Origin of the sequence: Kineococcus sp. NPDC059986, from assembly GCF_040702905.1 — a bacterium.
Taxonomy (GTDB): Bacteria; Actinomycetota; Actinomycetes; order Actinomycetales; family Kineococcaceae; genus Kineococcus.
The window spans coordinates 70,668-88,861 of record NZ_JBFBND010000007.1 but is presented as its reverse complement, the minus strand read 5'-3'; the positions used below and the strand labels follow the sequence as shown (position 1 = coordinate 88,861).

Below are 18,194 nucleotides of genomic sequence, written 5' to 3'. Positions count from 1 at the left end.
GAGAACCTGACGCGCGTGGACCTGTACCAGCAGCTGATCATCGAGCACTCCAAGCGCCCCCACGGCGAGGGGTTGCGCGAGCCGTTCGCGGCGGAGGCTCACCACGTGAACCCGACGTGCGGGGACGAGATCACGCTGCGGGTGCAGGTCGAGGACGGCGCGGACGGGCCCCTCGTGCGGGACGTCTCCTACGACGCCCTCGGCTGCTCCATCAGCCGGGCCTCGGCCTCGGTGCTGCACGAGCTCGTCGTCGGCCGCCCCGTCACCGAGGTGGGGCAGGTCCGCGACGCCGTGCAGCACATGCTCACCAGCCGCGGCGAGGACCCCGGCGACGAGGAGGTCCTCGGCGACGCCATCGCGTTCGCAGGGGTGGCGAGGTACCCGGCGCGGGTGAAGTGCGCGCTGCTCAGCTGGTCGGCGCTCGCCGACGCGCTGCTGCGCGCCTGAGGCTCAGCGCCTGGCCGTCAGGAGCCAGAACCGTCCGGTCCGCCGGAAGGGCTCCCGGTCGCACAGGGCCAGTTCGAGCGCCAGCAGTCGAGCGAAGAACTCGGGGTCGCGCTTGCGGTCGTCGTCGGTGACGAGGTCCGTCACGCACCGCACCCCGTACCGCCCCGTCACCGTGAGACCACTGCGCTGCAGCGCCTCCTCGACCGTGGCGGACTCCAGCCGGTTCATCGGGTGGTCGAAGGTCTGGCCGTGGACCGTGCGCGCGTCGAGCAGCGCGAGGGCCTCGGCCGGGTCGAGGCGGCGGACGGCGGCCGCGAGCACGTCCATGGCAGGGGTGGGTGCCATGAGGGAGACCACGCCGCCGGGCGCGAGGAACGCGGTGAGACGGTCCACGGCCCCCGCCACGTCGTCGAGGTAGTGCAGGACGTTGTGGCACAGCACGACGTCGAAGGCGCCCTGCAGGTCGGCCGGCTCGTCGTCCAGGTCGGCGACGCGGGTGGCGAACCCGTGCTCCGCGGCCCGGCCCAGCAGGTCGGGTGAGCGGTCGAGCACGGTGACGCTGTGCCCGGCGGCCGCGAGGGGCACCCCGTCCTGTCCGTCGCCCCCGCCGACGTCGAGGACCCGCAGGCCCGTGCCGGTGACCGTGCGCCGCAGCACCTCGGCGACGACGGCGTAGCGCACCCGGCCCCACGGCTCGGCCTGCCACTGCGCCCACTGCGCCGACCGGTCCCCGAAGACGTCCGTCACTCTCCGCACGCTAGCCGCCGTTAGCCTGCCCGCCGTGGAGATCCGCGACTACGCCGACGCCGACTGGGCCGGCATCTGGCCCTTCTTCGACGAGATCGTCGCCGACGGGGAGACGTACGCGCTGCCGCAGGGGCTCACGTCGGACCGGGCCCGGGCAGAGTGGGTCGGCGCGCCGCCGTGGGGGACGTTCGTCGCCGTGGACGAGGAGGGGACGGTCCTCGGGACCGCCAAGTGCGGGCCGAACCGGCCCGGCGCCGGGTCGCACGTCTCGACCGCCAGCTTCATGGTGTCCCCGGCCGCGCGGGGACGCGGGGTGGGCCGGGCCCTCGGTGAGCACGTCCTGGTGTGGGCGCGAGACCGTGGCTTCCTGGCGATGCAGTTCAACGCCGTCGTGGAGACCAACGCCGCCGCCGTCGCCCTGTGGCAGTCCCTCGGCTTCGCGGTCCTCGGCACCGTGCCGCAGGCCTTCGACCACCCCGAGCACGGGTACGTCGGCCTGCACGTCATGCACCGCTTCCTCTGACCCGCGCCGACGGGGCCGGTAGCGTCCGGGGATGAGTGGTGCGCGGCCGGGCGCCGGTCCCGACGAAGCTGCCGAGGGCCGGTGCGGGACGTGGTTCCCGCCGCCGCCGTTCATCGACTCCTTCGTCCTGCCCCGGGTGGTCCTGCGGCGGACCGGTGCGGGGGAGGGGGACAGGGCCGGCGTCCTGGCCGCTCTCGTGGCCGCGTTGCCGGCGACGGGACCGGTGCAGGTGTGGACGGAACTGCCCCACGACCCCGCCGGCGCGTCGGAGGACCGGCTCGTCGCGGAGTTCACCCGGCTGCGGGACGGGATCGGGCCGCAGCACCACCAGAGCGTGCAGACCCGGCCCGACCCCGACGGCCGCAGCACGACGGTCGTCGTCGAGCACGACCCGTCGCCACGCCTGCTCGCCCGGCTCGCGGACAGCCCCGCCGTCGCGGCGGGAACGCTCCGGACGTGCCTGACCGACGAACGCTGCACGGTCTTCCTGCGACCGGTCGCCACCGGCGTCGAGGTGCTGGGCGCCGACGCCGCGCTTGTCGACCGCGTCGCCGCCGCGGCACCGCCCCCGTCGGTCGATGCCCTAGGCTGACCGGACCATCCAGAGCGGCCGAGAGACCTGGCTCGTCGACGCCGCAGCAACCCCGGGGACGGACCGCCGTCCCGGAGGGTGCTCATGCCAGGACCGATGGGAGGAACAGTGGGTTACGCCGGTGACCTCACCCCGCGTGAGGCCTTCGACCTGGTGCAGGACGACCCGGACGCCGTCCTCGTGGACGTGCGCACCGAGGCGGAGTGGCGGTTCGTGGGGGTTCCCAGCGGGCTCGAGCGCGAGCCCGTCCTCGTCTCCTGGTTGCCGGTCGACCCCGGCCGGTTCCTGGGCGAGCTCGCGGAGGCGGGCATCGTCCCCGGGACCGACCGGAAGGTCGTCTTCCTCTGCCGCTCGGGTCAGCGGTCCGTGGCGGCGGCCGAGACGGCGACCGCGGCGGGGATCGCGGTCAGCTACAACGTGCTCGAGGGGTTCGAGGGTCCGCTCGACGGCGAGGGCCACCGGGGCGGTTCCGGCTGGCGGGCGGCCGGTCTGCCCTGGCGGCAGTCGTGAACGACCCGCAGTGGCGGCCGGACACCACCGCCGTCCGCGGCGGCCTCGCCCGGTCGGGGTTCGAGGAGACGGCCGAGGCGCTGTACCTCACGTCCGGGTACGTGTACGAGAGCGCCGCCGCCGCGGAGGCCGCGTTCGCCGGTGACGTCGACCGGTACGTCTACTCGCGGTACGGCAACCCCACGGTGTCGGTGTTCACGGAGCGGCTGCGGCAGCTGGAGGGGGCGGAGGCCTGCTACGGCCTCGCCAGCGGCATGTCGGCGGTGTTCTACGCCCTCGCCGCGCTCCTCGGCGCGGGCGACCGGGTCGTGGCGGCCCGCAGCCTCTTCGGGTCCTGCTTCGTCGTGCTCGACGAGATCCTGCCCCGCTGGGGGGTCGAGACGGTGTTCGTCGACGGCGAGGACCTCGCGCAGTGGGAACAGGCCCTGGCCGACGGTGCGCAGGCCGTGTTCTTCGAGACCCCGGCCAACCCCATGCAGACCCTCGTCGACATCGCGGCCGTCACGGAACTCGCGCACGCCGCGGGCGCGACCGTCGTCGTCGACAACGCGTTCGCCTCGCCCGTCGGGCAGCGGCCGCTGCGGTTCGGTGCCGACGTCGTCGTGTACTCCGCGACCAAGCACATCGACGGTCAGGGCCGCGTGATGGGCGGAGCGGTCCTGGGCACCGAGGAGTTCCTCGGCGGCCGGTTCAAGGAACTCACCCGGCACACCGGGCCCACCCTCAGCCCGTTCAACGCCTGGACCCTGGCGAAGGGTCTGGAGACCCTGAGCCTGCGGGTCCGCCACTCCGCCGCGAACGCCCTGCGCATCGCCGAGCACCTCGAGGCGCAACCGGGCATCCGCTGGGTCCGGTACCCGTTGCTGGCCAGCCACCCGCAGGCCGAGCTCGCCCGGCGGCAGATGGACCTCGGCGGCACCGTCGTCACGTTCGCGCTCGACGCCCCCGAGGGGCGCGGCAAGGACCGTGCCTTCGAGGTGCTCGACGCGCTGCAGGTCGTCGACATCTCCAACAACCTCGGCGACGCCAAGTCCCTCGCCACCCACCCGGCCACGACGACGCACCGCCGGCTGGGGCCGGACGGTCGCGCCGCCATCGGCCTCACCGACGCCGTCCTGCGCCTGTCCGTCGGACTCGAGGACGTCGAGGACCTCCTCGAGGACCTCGACCGTGCCCTCGCCCGCGCCTGAACTCCCCCCGAACGGAGCACCACCCGTGACCAGGTCCGTCCCCGTCTCCCACGCCGGCAGCCTGCCGCGCACCCCCGAACTCATCGCCGCCAACGACGCGCGCACGATCGGCGCCGACGGTTTCACCCTCGAACGCACACCCGAGTTCGAGGCCCTGCTCACCGACGCCGTCGTCGACCTCGTGCGCCGCCAGCGCGACCTCGGGGTGACGATCGTCGGCGACGGCGAGTACGGCAAGGCCATGACGAGCGCCGTCGACTACGGCGCCTGGTGGTCGTACTCGTTCCAGCGCGTCGCCGGGCTCGAGGTCACGGGCGAGGACCTGTTCACCCAGCCCGTGGTCCGGTCCGAACCGGGGAACGTCCGGCTCACGAGCTTCCCCGACCGCCGCGACTGGACGATCTTCCGCGACGCCTACACCGACCCGACGTCGGGCATCTCCACGGGCAAGAACGCGACGGCGTTCCCCGCGACCACGGGGCCGCTCTCGTACACCGGTCACGCGGCGATCGCCTCCGACATCGCGAACCTCAAGGCCGGTCTCGCGGCGGCCGGCGTCGGGGAGGGTTTCATCACCTCGCTGTCCCCGGGCAGTGGTGCGCGCATCTCCAACCGGTACTACGCGACCGAGGAGGAGCACATCTGGGCGTGGGCGGACGTCCTGCGCGAGGAGTACCGCGCGATCGTCGACGCCGGGCTCACCGTCCAGGTCGACGACCCGTCGATCGCCGAGAACTGGGACCAGATCAACCCCGAACCCTCGGTGGAGGACTACCGCGCGTTCACGCGCATCCGCGTCGAGGCCCTCAACCACGCCCTGCGCGGCCTGCCGCCGGAGCAGGTGCGGTTCCACCTCTGCTGGGGCAGCTGGCACGGTCCGCACACCACCGACGTCGAGTTCCGCCACATCGTCGACCTCATGCTCGAGATCGACGCCGGTTCCTACTCCTTCGAGGCCGCCAACGTGCGGCACGAGCACGAGTGGAAGGTGTGGCGCGACGTGCAGCTGCCGGCGGGGAAGAAGATCGTGCCGGGCATCGTCAGCCACGCCACGAACGTCGTGGAGCACCCCGAACTCGTCGCCGACCGGATCGAACGGTTCGCCTCCGTCGTCGGGGCGGAGAACGTCGTCGCCTCGACCGACTGCGGTCTCGGCGGTCGCATCCACCCGCAGATCGCGGTGGCCAAGCTCGCGGCCCTGGGCGAAGGCGCCCGGATCGCCGGGTCCCGCCTCTTCGGGTGATCCGGGTGGACACGAGGTGAGGCCCACGAACGGGCCCGCGGGGGACGCGGCCTGGGCGTTGTGGCAGGACTCGCCGTGGGGACGGTTGCGGTACCACGTCGTCGCCCGGCTGTTGCGGGACTGGACCGCCGACCTCGGCGACGGGTTGCGCGTGCTGGACGCGGGAGGCGGGGACGGTCGCGACGCGTTGCCCTTCGCCCTCGCCGGGCACGACGTCACCGTCCTGGACCGCTCGCCGGAGATGCTGGCGCTGGCCCGGGCTGCGGCCGCGGCGGCGGGTGTCGCCGACCGGGTGCACACGGTGGCGGCCGACCTGGAGGACCTGACGGCACTGGCCGCGCTGACCCGGCACCGCGCGGGCGGGTCGGGGTCCTTCGACGTCGTCTTCTGCCACGACGTGCTGCAGCACAGGGCCTCGCACGCGCAGGTGCGGGCCGACGTCGCGACGCTCGTGTCGTCGGTCCGCCCCGGCGGCCTCGTGTCGCTGCTCGCCCCGAACCCGCCCGCGGACGTCCTCGCGACGGTGCTGGGGCAGGGGCCGGCGGCCGCGTGGGTGTCGCTCGACGCCGAGCGCGCGACCGATCCCGCGACGGGTCACACCGCGTTGCGGTTGTCCCCGGAGTTCGTGGAGGACGCCCTCGCCGACGCCGGCTGCGACGTCGTCGGCCGTGCGGGCGTGCTCGCCGTCACCGCCCTGCTGGAGGACGCCGAACGCGTCGACGACCGCGTCGCGGCCGACCTGGAGGAGCTCGAGGTGGACCTCAGCGGGCGGCCGGCGTTCGCCGGGACGGCGCGGTACTGGCTGCGCGCGGCGCGACGACGCTGACCTCCGGCGCCCGGGCGGGAGCCAGCGCGAGGAGCGCCCGCGCGACGCGGTCGTTGAGGCGGAAGAACCCCGCGTCCAGCCCGGGGCGCGCGAACGCGGCCGCCCAGCCGCCCCCGGCCACCCAGGGCCCGACGGCGAAACGCCGGGGGTGGACCGTGCCGTCGGCGTGCACGAGGCGCTGCTCGGGGTCGACGACGAGCTTCCCGCCACCGAGCTCCCGGAGTTCCTCGCGGTCGGACAGGTTGCGCAGCAAGGGGTCCGCGCTGGCGGTGACCCGGGCTTCGGGCAACCGGGCGTCGACGAGGACGGTGGCGCTCACGGCGTCGGGGGAGTTCGCCGGGCGCGCTGTCCAGCACCCGCCGACCTCGTCCGCCGTGAACCGCACGTCGCCGCCGAGGAAGCGCACGACCCCGGCGTCGGCGAGGGCGAGCAGTTCGGCCAGCCGCCGCGGCGGCGGTCCGGAGGCCAGGTAGCTGAACAGCCCGTGCCACCAGCCGTCGACCTCGGCGACCGAGACGTCGTCGAGCCGGCCGTCGTGGGCGAGACCGGCGACCGCGACGTAGGACGACAGCAGGGCGTGGAACACCGCCGCGTCCATGCTGAACCCGGCGTCGCCGCGGCGGGCCACGTCGGCGGCCACGTGCGCGCGCACGCGTTCGTGCACGCCCGCGCCGGACGGTGCCCACCACCCGTCGAGGGGCCGGTCCAGCCGGTGCAGGTCGAAGCGGTCCCCGGCGGCCGGGACGGCCTGCGCCACGAGGGTGTCGAGTTCCGGCGACCCCCACGCGGCGGCGGCGAACCGGGCGTCGAACTCCTCGCGGTCCAGCGACGTCCGCCCGGCGTGCGCGCGGAACAGTTCCGCGTAGTGCGCCCCGGCGAGTTCCTTGGCCACCAGGGGCCACACGTCGCGCCGCAGGTTCAGCACCCGGTCGGCGGGCAGCGAGTCCGCGGTGAGGAAGCGCGGCAGCGGCGGGCGCTCGTCCAGCACGTAGGTGATCTTCGACCGGTAGGGCACCCCGCGCCGGGACCCGACGTGCAGCACGGGTTCACGGCCGCTCGGGTGGTAGACCGGTCCGTCCGCGGTGTCCTCGAAGCGTCCGCCGCGGCCCTGGGTGAGCAGCACGAGCAGGTCGACGAAGGCGAGGCCCATGCCCGCGACGAGGACGTCCCGTCCCGGGGGCAGCGTGTCCTCGTCGTCGGTGAGGCCGAGGTCGCTCGTGTAGCCGGGGGCGACGTACCCCAGCCCGTGCCGGTCGGCGAACTCGCGCGCCGACCGTTCCCGCGGCCCCGGGACGACGTCGGGGTGCCCCTGGGCGAGCACGATCCCGTCGACGAGGAGCTCCGTCCCGTCCTCCAGGACGACGACCTGGAGCTCGGCGCCCCGCACGTCGGTGACCCGGGTGCGGTGCACGTGCAGGCGGACGGAGGGTGGGAGCTGTGCCACCACGCGGTCCCACGCCCAGCTGAGGTAGCGGCTGCCGAGGGCCCGGGAGACGAACGTCCCCTCCCGGACCGCGAGCACCTCGCGACGCAGTGCCTCCTCGCCGGTGCGGGCGAACCCGTCGGCGAGCTCGTCGCGGTGCGCGTCGATCCAGGCGAAGAGCGTCGGCCCCGTGCGGACCGGCCCGGCCAGGCGTGAGGAGGCGTCCGGGAGGACGGTGACGTCGGCCGCGCGGGAGTTCATCCAGAGCAACGGGTGCTGGTCGGCCCGCCAGATGCGTCCCGCGCCGGCGGGGTGCGGGTCGACGACGTGCACGTCCACGACGGCACCGGTCGCGGACGCGTGCGCGGACAACCGGTCGAGCACGCCCAGGGTGCGCGGACCGGCGCCGACGAAGAGCAGGGTGAGGCTCACGGGGGCTCCTGAGGAGGGGGCGGAGAGGGACTCCGGGGACGCTCCTCAGCGACACGTGGCGGTGTGCGTGCGGCACAGGTCGACGTGACGGCGGCGCACGAGCCGGCCGTTCGTCGTCCCAGGGATCCGCACGGACCCAGCGTAGGCGAGAGCGCGCCGCCCCACCCCCGCGCGCGACCGCCCACACCGCCTGGCGGATAGCACGCCTCCCGCCCTCACCCACCCCCGTCCCGCGCGGAAAACACTCTTTCCGCCCCTCGCGGGCGCTCCGGAGGGCGGAAAGAGTGTTTTCCGCGCGAGGGTCAGGAGGCGGTGGCGCGCCGGTTGCCGAGGACGAAGGTCTGGATCGCGGTGACGGCGGCGCCACGGGCCCACTCGGTGAACCCGGTCGGCTGCACCTCGAGGTCGAGGGGGCTCGCGTACCGGCTGCGGTGCTCCCGCAGGCCGCGGTGCAGGGCGTCCTCGCCGACGACGGCGAGCCGGATGCCCTCGCCCGAGAGGATGACCTTCTCGGGCATGGTCAGGTTGCCGATGGCGGCGACGAGCACGCCGAGGCCGTAGGCGGAGTCGTCGACGACGCGGCGCGCCAGCGGGTCACCGGCCGCGGCGAGGTCGAGGACCTCCTCGTACCGCACGGGCCGGCGCAGGGCCGAGGACGCGCGCGCCTCCACGGCCGCGACGGTGAGCAGCGCGTCGGCGCAGCCCTGGTGCCCGTCCGGGCACAGCGGGCCGCCGGGCAGCAGGGGGAAGTGGCCCAGCAGGCCGACACCGGCGTCGGGGCGGTCGAGCACCTCGTCGCGCACGACGAGGCCGTAGCCCAGGCCCTCGCCGATCGTGACGACGGCGAAGTGCCCGCAGCGCCGGGCCGACCCGAACCACTGCTCGGCGCGGGTGAAGGACAGGAGGTCGTTGTCGACGACGACGGGCAACCCCAGGTCCGCCTCGAGGTCGCGGCCGAGCGGCACGTCCTGCCAGCCGAGGAAGCTGGCGTTGAGCACGTGCCCGCCCTCGCCCACCAGCCCCCCGAGCGCGACGCCCACGGCCCGGACGTTCCCGGGGCCGGCCAGGCCGTGCTCGGCGACGACCGTGCGGACGAGCCCGGCGACGGTCTCGCGGACGGTGTCGGGGGAGGGGTCCGGCAGGACGGCCTCGGAGACGCCGAGGACGTTGGCGCGCAACGAGGTCAGCACGACGTGCACCGTCGTGGCGGTGAGCTTGACGCCGACGAACAGGTGCGAGTTCTCGTCGACGTCCATGGGGCGGGTCGGCCGTCCCGTCACGGGGTCGGGCGCCTCGCCGATCTCCTGCAGGAGACCGGAGTCGAGCAGCGGCCGGGACAACCGGGTGAGCGTGCCCGCGGACAGGTCCAGCCGGCGGGCGAGCTCGCTGCGCGGCAGGGGCCCGTCGAGCAGGACCTCCAGGGCGATGCTGTGGGCCGTGCCCGTCAGGGGTGTCCAGGCCACGGCCGTCGGTGCCGCGGGGCCGGATGCGAGAGCGTCGATGGTCCGCCTCCTTCGTCGAAGCCAGAGAGTACGCCTGGGAGTGTTGGTCCGGAACCTACTTGTGGAAGTTGGCCCCTCTGGAACCGTGACTCGGCCGTGATTGACGCCGTGGGAGTTTCAGCGTAGAACTCTCCCTGTCCCGTACATCGACGTGCCGACGGAGCCACCGTGATCCAGCACGACCCCACCCCCCTCGCCTCGCCCGACGGCCCCGTGGCCGCCGGCGCCGGCGCCGTGGAGGGGCGGACCCTGCACCTGCGGGCCGCGGGCGTGAGCCTCGTCGTCGACGTCCCCGCCACCTCGGTCCCCGTCGTCGTCCACTGGGGCGCCGACCTCGGCGACCTGTCCGCCCGGCACCTCGCCGACCTCGTGACGGCCGGCCGCACGGCACGCGCCAACAACGACCTCGACGAGCCGCAGCCCGTCCGCCTCCTGCCCGAGGCGTCCTGGGGCTGGAGCGGGCGGCCGGGCTTGTCCGGGCACCGCGCGGGCGCCGCCTGGTCGAGCCGCTTCGTGCCCACCGCGGTGGAGGTCGAGGAGGGGTCCGCCGGGGGTCGGCTGCTGGTGGAGTGCGCCGACGACGTCGCCGGGCTGAGGCTGGGGATCGAGCTGGAGCTGCTGCCGTCCGGTCTCCTGCGCCACCGCGCCACCCTGACCAACGCGGGGTCCGACACCTACGAGCTCGCCGACCTCGCCCTGAGCCTGCCCGTCCCCGAGGTGACCACCGAGGTCTTCGACCTCGCCGGTCGCTGGGCCAAGGAACGCATCCCGCAGCGACGTCCGCTGACCTTCGGGTCGCACGTGCGCGAGAACCGCCGCGGCCGCACCGGCCCGGACGCCCCGCTCGTCCTCGCCGTCGGGACCGCCGGTTTCGGCTTCCGTCAGGGGGAGGTGTGGGCCCAGCACACGGCCTTCAGCGGGAACCACCGTTCCGTCGTGGAACGCCTGAACAACGGCAGCACGACGTTGTCCGGCGGCGAACTGCTGCTGCCCGGCGAGGTCCGGCTGGCGGCGGGGGAGAGCTACCGCACCCCGTGGGTGTTCGGCGCCTGGTCCGACCGCGGTCTGGACGGGATCGCCGCGCGGTTCCACGAGCACCTGCGCTCCCGGCCCCACCACCCGAGTTCGCCGCGACCCGTCGTCGTGAACACCTGGGAGGCCGTGTACTTCGACCTCGACCTCGACAAGCTGCTGGAACTCGCGCGGGCCGCCGCCGAGGTCGGGGCCGAACGGTACGTCCTGGACGACGGGTGGTTCCGCCACCGCCGCTCCGACGACGCCGGCCTCGGTGACTGGTACGTCGACGAAGGGGTCTGGCCGCAGGGTCTGCATCCGCTCGTCGACGGTGTCCGGGCCCTCGGTCTGCAGTTCGGCCTGTGGGTCGAACCGGAGATGGTGAACCCCGACTCCGACCTCGCGCGGGCGCACCCCGACTGGATCCTGCGCGGCGGGGACCGGTTGCCGTTGCCGTCGCGGCAGCAGCAGGTCCTCGACCTCGGGAACCCGGACGCCTTCTCGCACGTGCTGGAACGCCTCGACGCGATCCTGTCGGAGTACGAGATCTCCTACCTCAAGTGGGACCACAACCGGGACCTCGTCGAGGCCGGGTCGGGTCCCGTGCGGGCCCCCGGGGTCCACGAGCAGACCCTCGCCGTCTACCGCCTGTTCGACGAGCTGCGGCGACGGCACCCCGGTGTGGAGATCGAGTCGTGCTCCTCGGGCGGGTTGCGGATCGACCTCGAGGTCCTCGAGCACACCGACCGCGTGTGGGCCAGCGACTGCATCGATCCCCTGGAGCGCCAGGACATCCAGCGCTGGACGATGCAACTGCTGCCGCCCGAACTCATCGGTTCGCACGTCGGCGCGTCCCCGTCGCACACGACGCACCGTTCGAGCGACCTGTCGTTCCGGGCCGGGACGGCGTTGTTCGCCTCCTTCGGCATCGAGACCGACCTCACCAGACTGTCCGCGGACGACCGTGAGGAACTGGCCCGCTGGGTCTCCCTCTACAAGGACGTCCGCGGTCTGCTGCACACCGGGACCCTCGTGCGGGCCGACGACGTCGACCCCTCGTTCCGGGTCCACGGCACCGTCGCGACCGACGGGTCCGACGCGTTGTTCGCGGTCGTGCAGACGGGAACCCCCGATGGTTCCGTTCCCGGCCGGGTGCGCCTGCCCGGCCTGCTGCCCCAGGTGGAGTACGAGGTCACCGCGCAGGAACCGGGGCACGACCCGGCCGTGCGCGGAGGACGGGACCTGCCGTGGCTCGTCTCGGGGGTGCGCCTCACCGGTCGCGCCCTCGGGGCGGTCGGGGTCGTCGCACCGGCGATGCAACCGCAGCAACTCCTGCTGCTGCGGGTGCGTCGTGTCTGACCCACCCGCCCCCGCGGGTGACCGAACCCACTGCGCGGCAGTCTTCCTACCGCGCGCAGGGTGAGTTCCACCAGTTCGTCCCCGGGGTTTCCCGGAACCGCTTGACAGTCGATGAACCCCCAGCACACGCTTGCAGGAACTGACCACCGTGATCACGGTCGGCAGCACTGCGCGCCGCGTCCCGGTCAGATCCGGACGCCGACGAAGGAGTCGCGATGAACCGCCCCGCCAACGAATCCGAGTACCTCGCCGGCCTCGTGCCCGCGTCCGCCGGCCGGCACGGCTTCAGCCGTCGCTCGATGCTGCGCGGTTCGCTCCTCGCCGCCGGGATCCCCGCCCTGCTCGCCGCCTGCGGCAACGGCGGCGGGTCCGGCAACGGCGGCGGCGGGGGAGGGGGCCAGGTCACCCTGGGCTCCAACTTCTCCGACGCGGTCCCGCTCAAGACCATGAACGCCATGGTCGCGGATGCCCAGAAGAAGAAGGGCATCTCGATCAAGCTCAACACGGTCGACCACACGACGTTCCAGAACAACATCAACAACTACCTCCAGGGCAGCCCGGACGACGTCTTCGCGTGGTTCGCTGGGTACCGCATGCAGTTCTTCGCGGCCCAGGGCCTGGCCTCGGACATCTCCGACGTCTGGAGCACGATCGGCGCCGACTACACGGACGCCTTCAAGAAGGCCTCCACCGGTGAGGACGGCAAGCAGTACTTCGTCCCCACCACGTACGGTCCGTGGGCGGTCTTCTACCGCAAGTCGCTGTGGCAGGAGAAGGGCTACCAGGCCCCCAAGACCCTCGACGAGATGAAGACCCTCTCGACGCAGATGCAGAAGGACGGCCTCGTCCCGCTCGCCTTCGCCGACAAGGAGGGCTGGCCGGCGATGGGCACCTTCGACCAGCTCAACATGCGCATCAACGGGTACCAGTTCCACATCGACCTCATGGCCGGCAAGGAGTCCTGGACCGACCAGAAGGTCAAGACGGTCTTCGACACCTGGAAGGGCCTGCTGCCGTTCCACCAGACCGACTCCCTCGGGCGCACCTGGCAGGAGGCGGCCACGGGCGTCGTCAACAAGACCTCCGGCATGATGGTCATCGGCTCCTTCATCGGCCAGCAGTTCGAGGCGGCCGACCAGGAGGACATCGACTTCTTCAACTTCCCCGAGGTCGACTCCGCCATCGGCGCCGACGCGGTCGAGGCCCCCATCGACGGCTTCATGATGTCCAAGCGCCCCCGCAACGAGGACGGCGCCAAGAAGCTGCTGGAGTACCTCGGCTCGCCCGACGACGGTGTCGTCCAGACGACCAACGACCCCTCGGGCATCGCGGCCAACACCAAGTCCGACAAGTCGCACTACACCGAGCTGCAGAAGAAGTGCGCCGACTTCGTCGCGAGCGCCAAGTCGATCTCGCAGTTCATGGACCGCGACACCCGTCCCGACTTCGCCTCGACGGTCATGATCCCCTCGCTGCAGTCGTTCATCCAGAACCCGAACGACATCGACGGGCTCTGCACCCAGATCGAGAACCAGAAGAAGAGCATCTTCACCTCCTGAAGGAGCGCCCGTGTCGTCCCCCGACCTGCCGCTCGTGGCCCCGCAGACGGCGCACCCCGCGCCGTCCGCGGGTTCCCACAAGGGCTCCGGCAAGAAGCAACGCGTCCGTCGGCTGACAGGCCGGGACCGCGTGGCCGTCATCCTCATGGTCGCCGTCCCGACCCTCGTGGTCGTCGGCCTCATCTGGCTGCCGGCCATCGCGTCCGTCCTGCTGTCGTTCACCAACTGGAACGGCGTCGGATCGCTGGCCGACGTGAAGGTCGTCGGTGTGGAGAACTACACCAACGTCTTCACGAACTACCCGCCCTTCAAACCGGCCGTCGAGCACAACCTGCTGTGGCTCGTCGTGATGTTCGTGGTGGCGACACCGCTCGGCATCCTCTTCGCGGTCCTCATCGACAAGGAGCTGAAGGGCAGCCGGTTCTACCAGACCGCGCTGTACCTGCCCGTCGTCCTGTCGCTGGCCCTCGTCGGCTTCATCTGGCAGCTCATGTACTCCCGCGACCAGGGCCTCATCAACGCGGTCCTCGGCACCCAGATCGACTTCTACGGCGACCCGAAGTGGAACATCTGGGCGGCGCTGTTCGCGACCTGCTGGAAGCAGGTCGGGTACGTCATGCTGCTGTACTTGGCCGGCCTCAAGGGCGTCGACGGCTCGCTCAAGGAAGCCGCCCAGATGGACGGCGCCAACCAGGTCCAGACGTTCTTCCGGATCGTCTTCCCGGTCATGCGCCCCATCAACATCATCGTCCTGGTCATCACGGTCATCGAGTCGCTGCGCGCCTTCGACCTGGTCTGGGTCATCAACCAGGGCCGCAACGGCCTCGAGCTCATCGCGACCCTGGTGACCGCGAACATCGTGGGTGAGGCCAGCCGCATCGGCTTCGGCTCCGCCCTGGCGACGATCATGCTCGTGATCTCGCTGGTGTTCATCAGCATCTACCTGTGGGTCGTCATGCGGGAGGACGAACGATGAGCACGAGCACCATCGGAGGCGTCGGGGGCCGCACGGCCTCCGGCGTCCCGCAGGCGGAGCGCCACACGTCGCCCGCCCGGATCGTCCTGTACGTCTTCCTCATCGGCGCGTCGATCCTGTGGCTCTTCCCGCTGCTGTGGGCGCTGTTCAACAGCTTCCGCGACTACGGGTACACCCAGGCCCACGGGTACGCCTCGTTCGGCGGCTTCACGCTGAAGAACTACTCGAACGCGTGGGAGCAGGGCGACTTCGGCCGCCACTTCCTCAACTCCGTCATCATCACGGTGCCGTCGGTCGTGCTCGCGCTGCTGCTGGCCTCGATGGTCGCGTTCGTCGTGGCCCGGTTCAACTTCAAGTTCAACCTGGCCCTCCTGGGCCTGTTCACGGCGGCCAACCTGCTGCCGCCGCAGGCCCTGCTCATCCCGCTGTACCGCCTCTTCCGCGCCATCGAGGTGCCCTACTGGTTCAGCTACTCCGGGACGCTGCTCGACAGCTACTGGGCGCTGATCATCGTCAACACGGCCTTCCAGACGGGCTTCTGCGCCTTCGTCCTCAGCAACTACATGAAGACGCTGCCGTACGAGCTGTACGAAGCCGCCCAGGTCGACGGCCTGAGCGTCTTCAAGCAGTACTGGAAGATCACGCTGCCGCTGTGCCGGCCGGCCCTGGCCGCGCTCGCGGTGCTCGAGATCACCTGGATCTACAACGAGTTCTTCTGGGCGACCGTCCTGCTGCAGTCGGGGGACAAGTTCCCGATCACGAGCTCGCTGAACAACCTCAAGGGCCAGTTCTTCACGGACTACAACCTGCTGTCCGCCGGTTCGGTGCTCGTCGCCCTCCCGGTGCTGGTCGTCTTCTTCGCACTGCAGAAGCAGTTCGTCTCCGGTCTGACGCTGGGAGCCACCAAGGGATGAACCACTGGTTCGAGGACTTCACGCCCGCGCGGGGTTCGCTCCCCGCGCGGGCGTGGGTGCGTTCGGACGCACCCACGCTCTCCCTCAACGGGGGCTGGCGCTTCCGGTACGCCGAGCACGCCGACACCCCCACCGACCTCACGGACCCGGGCCTGGACGACTCCGCCTGGGACCGCATCGAGGTCCCCGGGCACTGGCAGCTGCAGGGCTGGGGCGCCCCCGCCTACACCAACATCACCTACCCCTTCCCGGTCGAGCCGCCGTTCGTCCCGGACGAGAACCCGACGGGTGACCACCGCCGGAGCTTCGTGCTGCCGGACGGGTTCCTCGACGGCGGTGCCCGCGCGGTGCTGCGCTTCGAGGGGGTCGACTCCGCCTTCACGGCGTGGGTCGACGGCACCGAGGTCGGCCGCTCGGTCGGCTCCCGGCTGCCCGCGGAGTTCGACGTGACCGACGCGCTGCAGACGGACCGCGAGGAGCACGTGCTCGCCGTCCGCGTCCACCAGTGGTCGGCCGCGAGCTACCTCGAGGACCAGGACATGTGGTGGCTGTCGGGGATCTTCCGCGACGTCACCCTGCTGTCCCGGCCCGCCGGCGCCGTCGAGGACGTCTTCGTCCACGCCGGCTACGACCACACGACGGGGGCCGGGTCGCTGCGCGTCGACACCCCGTCCGCCGCGCGGCTGCTGGTCCCCGAACTGGGGATCGACGTCCCGTGCGGCCAGGACGTCGACGTGCCGGGTGTCGAGCCCTGGTCGGCCGAGGTCCCGCGCCTGTACGACGCGGAGGTCGTGAGCGGTGGCGAGCACCTCCGGCTGCGCATCGGCTTCCGGACGGTGGCGATCGTCGACGGCGTGTTCACCGTCAACGGGGTCCCCGTCAAGCTGCGCGGGGTCAACCGGCACGAGGTGTCCGCCGACCGCGGCCGCGCCGTGACCGACGCCGAGATGCTCGCTGACGTGCTGCTCATGAAGCGGCACAACGTCAACGCCGTCCGCACGAGCCACTACCCGCCGCACCCGCGCTTCCTCGACCTGTGCGACGAGCACGGCCTCTGGGTCGTCGACGAGTGCGACCTGGAGACGCACGGGTTCTGGCTGCTGGACTGGCGCGACAACCCCTCGGACGACCCGCGCTGGCGCGAGGCGTACCTGGACCGCGTGCGGCGCACGGTGGAGCGGGACAAGAACCACCCCAGCATCGTCCTGTGGTCCCTCGGGAACGAGAGCGGCACCGGGGAGAACCTCGCGGCCATGTCGGCGTGGGTCAAGGAGCGCGACTCCTCCCGCCCCGTGCACTACGAGCACGACTGGGCGGTGCCGTACGCCGACGTCTACTCGCGGATGTACGCCAGCCACGCCGAGGTCGAGGCCATCGGCGGACGGACCGAGGAACCCCTGGAGGACCCGGCCGCCGACGCGCGGCGGCGGGCCATGCCGTTCGTGCAGTGCGAGTACGCCCACGCCATGGGCAACGGACCGGGCGGCCTGGTCGAGTACCAGGACCTCTTCGAGTCCTCCGAGCGCTGCATGGGCGGGTTCGTCTGGGAGTGGATCGACCACGGGCTGCGCCAGACCGGCCCCGACGGCGTCGAGCGCTACGCCTACGGCGGGGACTTCGGTGAACCCGTGCACGACGGCGCCTTCGTCGCCGACGGCCTCGTGTTCCCCGACCGCACGCCCTCGCCGGGGCTGCTCGACTACGCGGCCGTCATCGCCCAGGTGCGGTTGCGCCCGGAGGAGACCCCGTCCGGTGGCCTGCTGCGGCTGACCAACCACTTCGACGTCGTCGACCTCGGCCACGTCGCGCTGCGCTGGTCCGTCGAGGACGACGGGGTCGAGGTGGCCGGCGGAACCCTGCCGACACCGGACCTCGCACCGCGGGCCTCGACCCTGCTCGACCTGCCCGACGAGGTCGCGGCGCTCGGTGCGGCCACGGGAGAGCGGTGGTTCACCGTGACCGCCCACCTCGCGGGGAGCACCTCGTGGGCCGAGACGGGCCACGTGCTCGGCCGCGGCCAGGTGCAGCTCGACCCGGGCACCGCTGCGGACCCTGCCCCCGAGGGGTCGCCGGTGCTGCGCGGGCCGGACCTGCTCGTCTCCTCCGCGGTCCTCGACGGCCGGACCGGTCGGGTGCGGCAGCTGGGGACCGTGCCGGTCGCGGTGGCCGAGCTCTCCCTGTGGCGCGCTCCCACCGACAACGACCGCGGCGACTTCGGCGAACCCCTCGCCCCGACGTGGCGTTCCCTCGGGTTGCAGCGGTTGCGCCACCGCACGGGGCACGTGGAGCGCACCGACACCGCGGTCGTCGTGGGCGGGCGCAGTGCACCGGCGGGGACCGACACCGGGTTCGCCACGACGTGGCGCTGGACGCCGCTGGCGGACGGGGCCGTGCACCTGCAGGTCGACGTCGCCCCCGAGACGCCCGGTGGTCTGGAGGTCCCGTTGCCGCGCATCGGGATCCGGCTGGCCCTCCCGCGCGAGCTGCGTCACCTGGCGTGGTTCGGGCAGGGACCGGGGGAGGCCTACCCCGACACGGGGTCGGCGACCTGGACGAGCCGGTTCGCGGCCTCCGTCGAGGACCTGCAGACGCCGTACGTCCGCCCGCAGGAGAACGGGCAGCGGGCCGGGGTCCGCTGGGCCGAACTCACCGACGGCTCCGGCCGGGGGCTGCGCGTGCGCAGCACGACCCCGTTCGGGGTGACGGTGCGGCCGTGGAGCACCGAGGCGCTGGACGCTGCGACGCACACGTCCGCGCTGCACGACGAGGGACGGGTCTGGCTGCACCTGGACCACGCCCAGCAGGGCATCGGGACCGGGTCGTGCGGGCCGGGCGCGCTGCCGCAGTACCGGCTCGAGGCGGGGCCGGTCAGCTTCGGGTTCGTCCTGGAACCCGTGGGCTGACGGACCAGCTGAGGGGACCGGCGGTCCGGGCGGA

At 72.5% G+C, this 18,194-nt stretch carries 15 protein-coding genes and 1 riboswitch; of the genes, 12 read left to right on the top strand and 3 right to left on the bottom strand.

Translation table 11 applies throughout. From position 1 onward, the window contains the following. Nucleotides 1-15 precede the first annotated feature (15 nt). On the top strand, nt 16-447 hold the full coding sequence (gene sufU / locus AB0637_RS07680; RefSeq protein WP_366170976.1) for a Fe-S cluster assembly sulfur transfer protein SufU: 432 nt from the start codon (nt 16-18) through the stop codon (nt 445-447). A 3-nt stretch (nt 448-450) separates the two neighbouring features. On the opposite strand, the gene AB0637_RS07675 is transcribed toward sufU, so the two are convergent. Further along, nucleotides 451-1,194, bottom strand: coding sequence for a methyltransferase domain-containing protein (locus AB0637_RS07675; RefSeq protein ID WP_366170974.1), 744 nt, complete (start codon nt 1,192-1,194; stop codon nt 451-453). Between the two features lie 34 nt (nt 1,195-1,228). On the opposite strand from AB0637_RS07675, the gene AB0637_RS07670 reads away from it, so the two are divergent. The 6 genes from AB0637_RS07670 to AB0637_RS07645 all read left to right on the top strand — a co-directional run bounded on the left by AB0637_RS07670 (nt 1,229) and on the right by AB0637_RS07645 (nt 6,078). After that, nucleotides 1,229-1,717 (top strand): GNAT family N-acetyltransferase, encoded by a 489-nt coding sequence (locus AB0637_RS07670; protein WP_366170972.1) that lies wholly within the window; start codon nt 1,229-1,231, stop codon nt 1,715-1,717. Nucleotides 1,718-1,748: 31 nt separating this feature from the next. Then, nucleotides 1,749-2,309, top strand: coding sequence for a hypothetical protein (locus tag AB0637_RS07665; protein WP_366170970.1), 561 nt, complete (start codon nt 1,749-1,751; stop codon nt 2,307-2,309). A gap of 2 nt (nt 2,310-2,311) precedes the next feature. Next, nucleotides 2,312-2,412: riboswitch (SAM riboswitch) on the top strand. Between the two features lie 5 nt (nt 2,413-2,417). Continuing rightward, nucleotides 2,418-2,819: a rhodanese-like domain-containing protein gene (locus AB0637_RS07660; protein ID WP_366170968.1), complete on the top strand. Its 402-nt coding sequence runs from the start codon at nt 2,418-2,420 to the stop codon at nt 2,817-2,819. Beyond that, nucleotides 2,816-4,009: an O-succinylhomoserine sulfhydrylase gene (locus AB0637_RS07655; RefSeq protein WP_366170966.1), complete on the top strand. Its 1,194-nt coding sequence runs from the start codon at nt 2,816-2,818 to the stop codon at nt 4,007-4,009. Before AB0637_RS07660 ends, AB0637_RS07655 begins: the two co-directional genes overlap by 4 nt. 25 nt (nt 4,010-4,034) lie before the next feature. Then, entirely contained in the window at nt 4,035-5,252 is a 1,218-nt protein-coding gene (locus AB0637_RS07650) for a cobalamin-independent methionine synthase II family protein (protein ID WP_366170964.1), read from the top strand. A 16-nt stretch (nt 5,253-5,268) separates the two neighbouring features. After that, entirely contained in the window at nt 5,269-6,078 is an 810-nt protein-coding gene (locus AB0637_RS07645) for a methyltransferase domain-containing protein (protein ID WP_366170962.1), read from the top strand. On the opposite strand, the gene AB0637_RS07640 is transcribed toward AB0637_RS07645, so the two are convergent. Both AB0637_RS07640 and AB0637_RS07635 read right to left on the bottom strand, forming a co-directional pair. Then, nucleotides 6,014-7,933, bottom strand: a complete 1,920-nt coding sequence (locus AB0637_RS07640) for an FAD/NAD(P)-binding protein (RefSeq protein WP_366170960.1) — start codon at nt 7,931-7,933, stop codon at nt 6,014-6,016. The two genes, AB0637_RS07645 and AB0637_RS07640, sit on opposite strands and share 65 nt — an antisense overlap. Before the next feature lie 302 nt (nt 7,934-8,235). Continuing rightward, the gene (locus AB0637_RS07635) at nt 8,236-9,396 is read right to left on the bottom strand and encodes an ROK family transcriptional regulator (protein ID WP_366170958.1); all 1,161 of its coding nucleotides are present in this window, start codon (nt 9,394-9,396) and stop codon (nt 8,236-8,238) included. Between the two features lie 252 nt (nt 9,397-9,648). Between AB0637_RS07635 and AB0637_RS07630 the strand changes: the two genes are divergently transcribed. The 5 genes from AB0637_RS07630 (at nt 9,649) to AB0637_RS07610 (ending at nt 18,160) form a co-directional block, all read left to right on the top strand. Beyond that, nucleotides 9,649-11,808: an alpha-galactosidase gene (locus AB0637_RS07630; protein ID WP_366171089.1), complete on the top strand. Its 2,160-nt coding sequence runs from the start codon at nt 9,649-9,651 to the stop codon at nt 11,806-11,808. Nucleotides 11,809-12,023: 215 nt separating this feature from the next. Beyond that, on the top strand, nt 12,024-13,367 hold the full coding sequence (locus AB0637_RS07625; RefSeq protein WP_366170956.1) for an ABC transporter substrate-binding protein: 1,344 nt from the start codon (nt 12,024-12,026) through the stop codon (nt 13,365-13,367). A 10-nt stretch (nt 13,368-13,377) separates the two neighbouring features. Next, a complete protein-coding gene (locus AB0637_RS07620; protein ID WP_366170954.1) occupies nt 13,378-14,343 on the top strand; it encodes a sugar ABC transporter permease in 966 nt (321 codons plus the stop codon). After that, the gene (locus tag AB0637_RS07615) at nt 14,340-15,257 is read left to right on the top strand and encodes a carbohydrate ABC transporter permease (RefSeq protein WP_366170952.1); all 918 of its coding nucleotides are present in this window, start codon (nt 14,340-14,342) and stop codon (nt 15,255-15,257) included. The genes AB0637_RS07620 and AB0637_RS07615 overlap by 4 nt, the downstream gene beginning before the upstream one ends. Then, nucleotides 15,254-18,160, top strand: coding sequence for a glycoside hydrolase family 2 TIM barrel-domain containing protein (locus tag AB0637_RS07610; protein WP_366170950.1), 2,907 nt, complete (start codon nt 15,254-15,256; stop codon nt 18,158-18,160). Before AB0637_RS07615 ends, AB0637_RS07610 begins: the two co-directional genes overlap by 4 nt. Nucleotides 18,161-18,194: the final 34 nt, after the last annotated feature.

Bases quoted from the DNA above. Each gene is read 5' to 3' on its own strand.
- AB0637_RS07665 (WP_366170970.1), top strand. From the start codon at position 1,749: ATGAGTGGTGCGCGGCCGGGCGCCGGTCCCGACGAAGCTGCCGAGGGC.
- AB0637_RS07625 (WP_366170956.1), top strand. From the start codon at position 12,024: ATGAACCGCCCCGCCAACGAATCCGAGTACCTCGCCGGCCTCGTGCCC.
- AB0637_RS07615 (WP_366170952.1), top strand. From the start codon at position 14,340: ATGAGCACGAGCACCATCGGAGGCGTCGGGGGCCGCACGGCCTCCGGC.
- AB0637_RS07610 (WP_366170950.1), top strand. From the start codon at position 15,254: ATGAACCACTGGTTCGAGGACTTCACGCCCGCGCGGGGTTCGCTCCCC.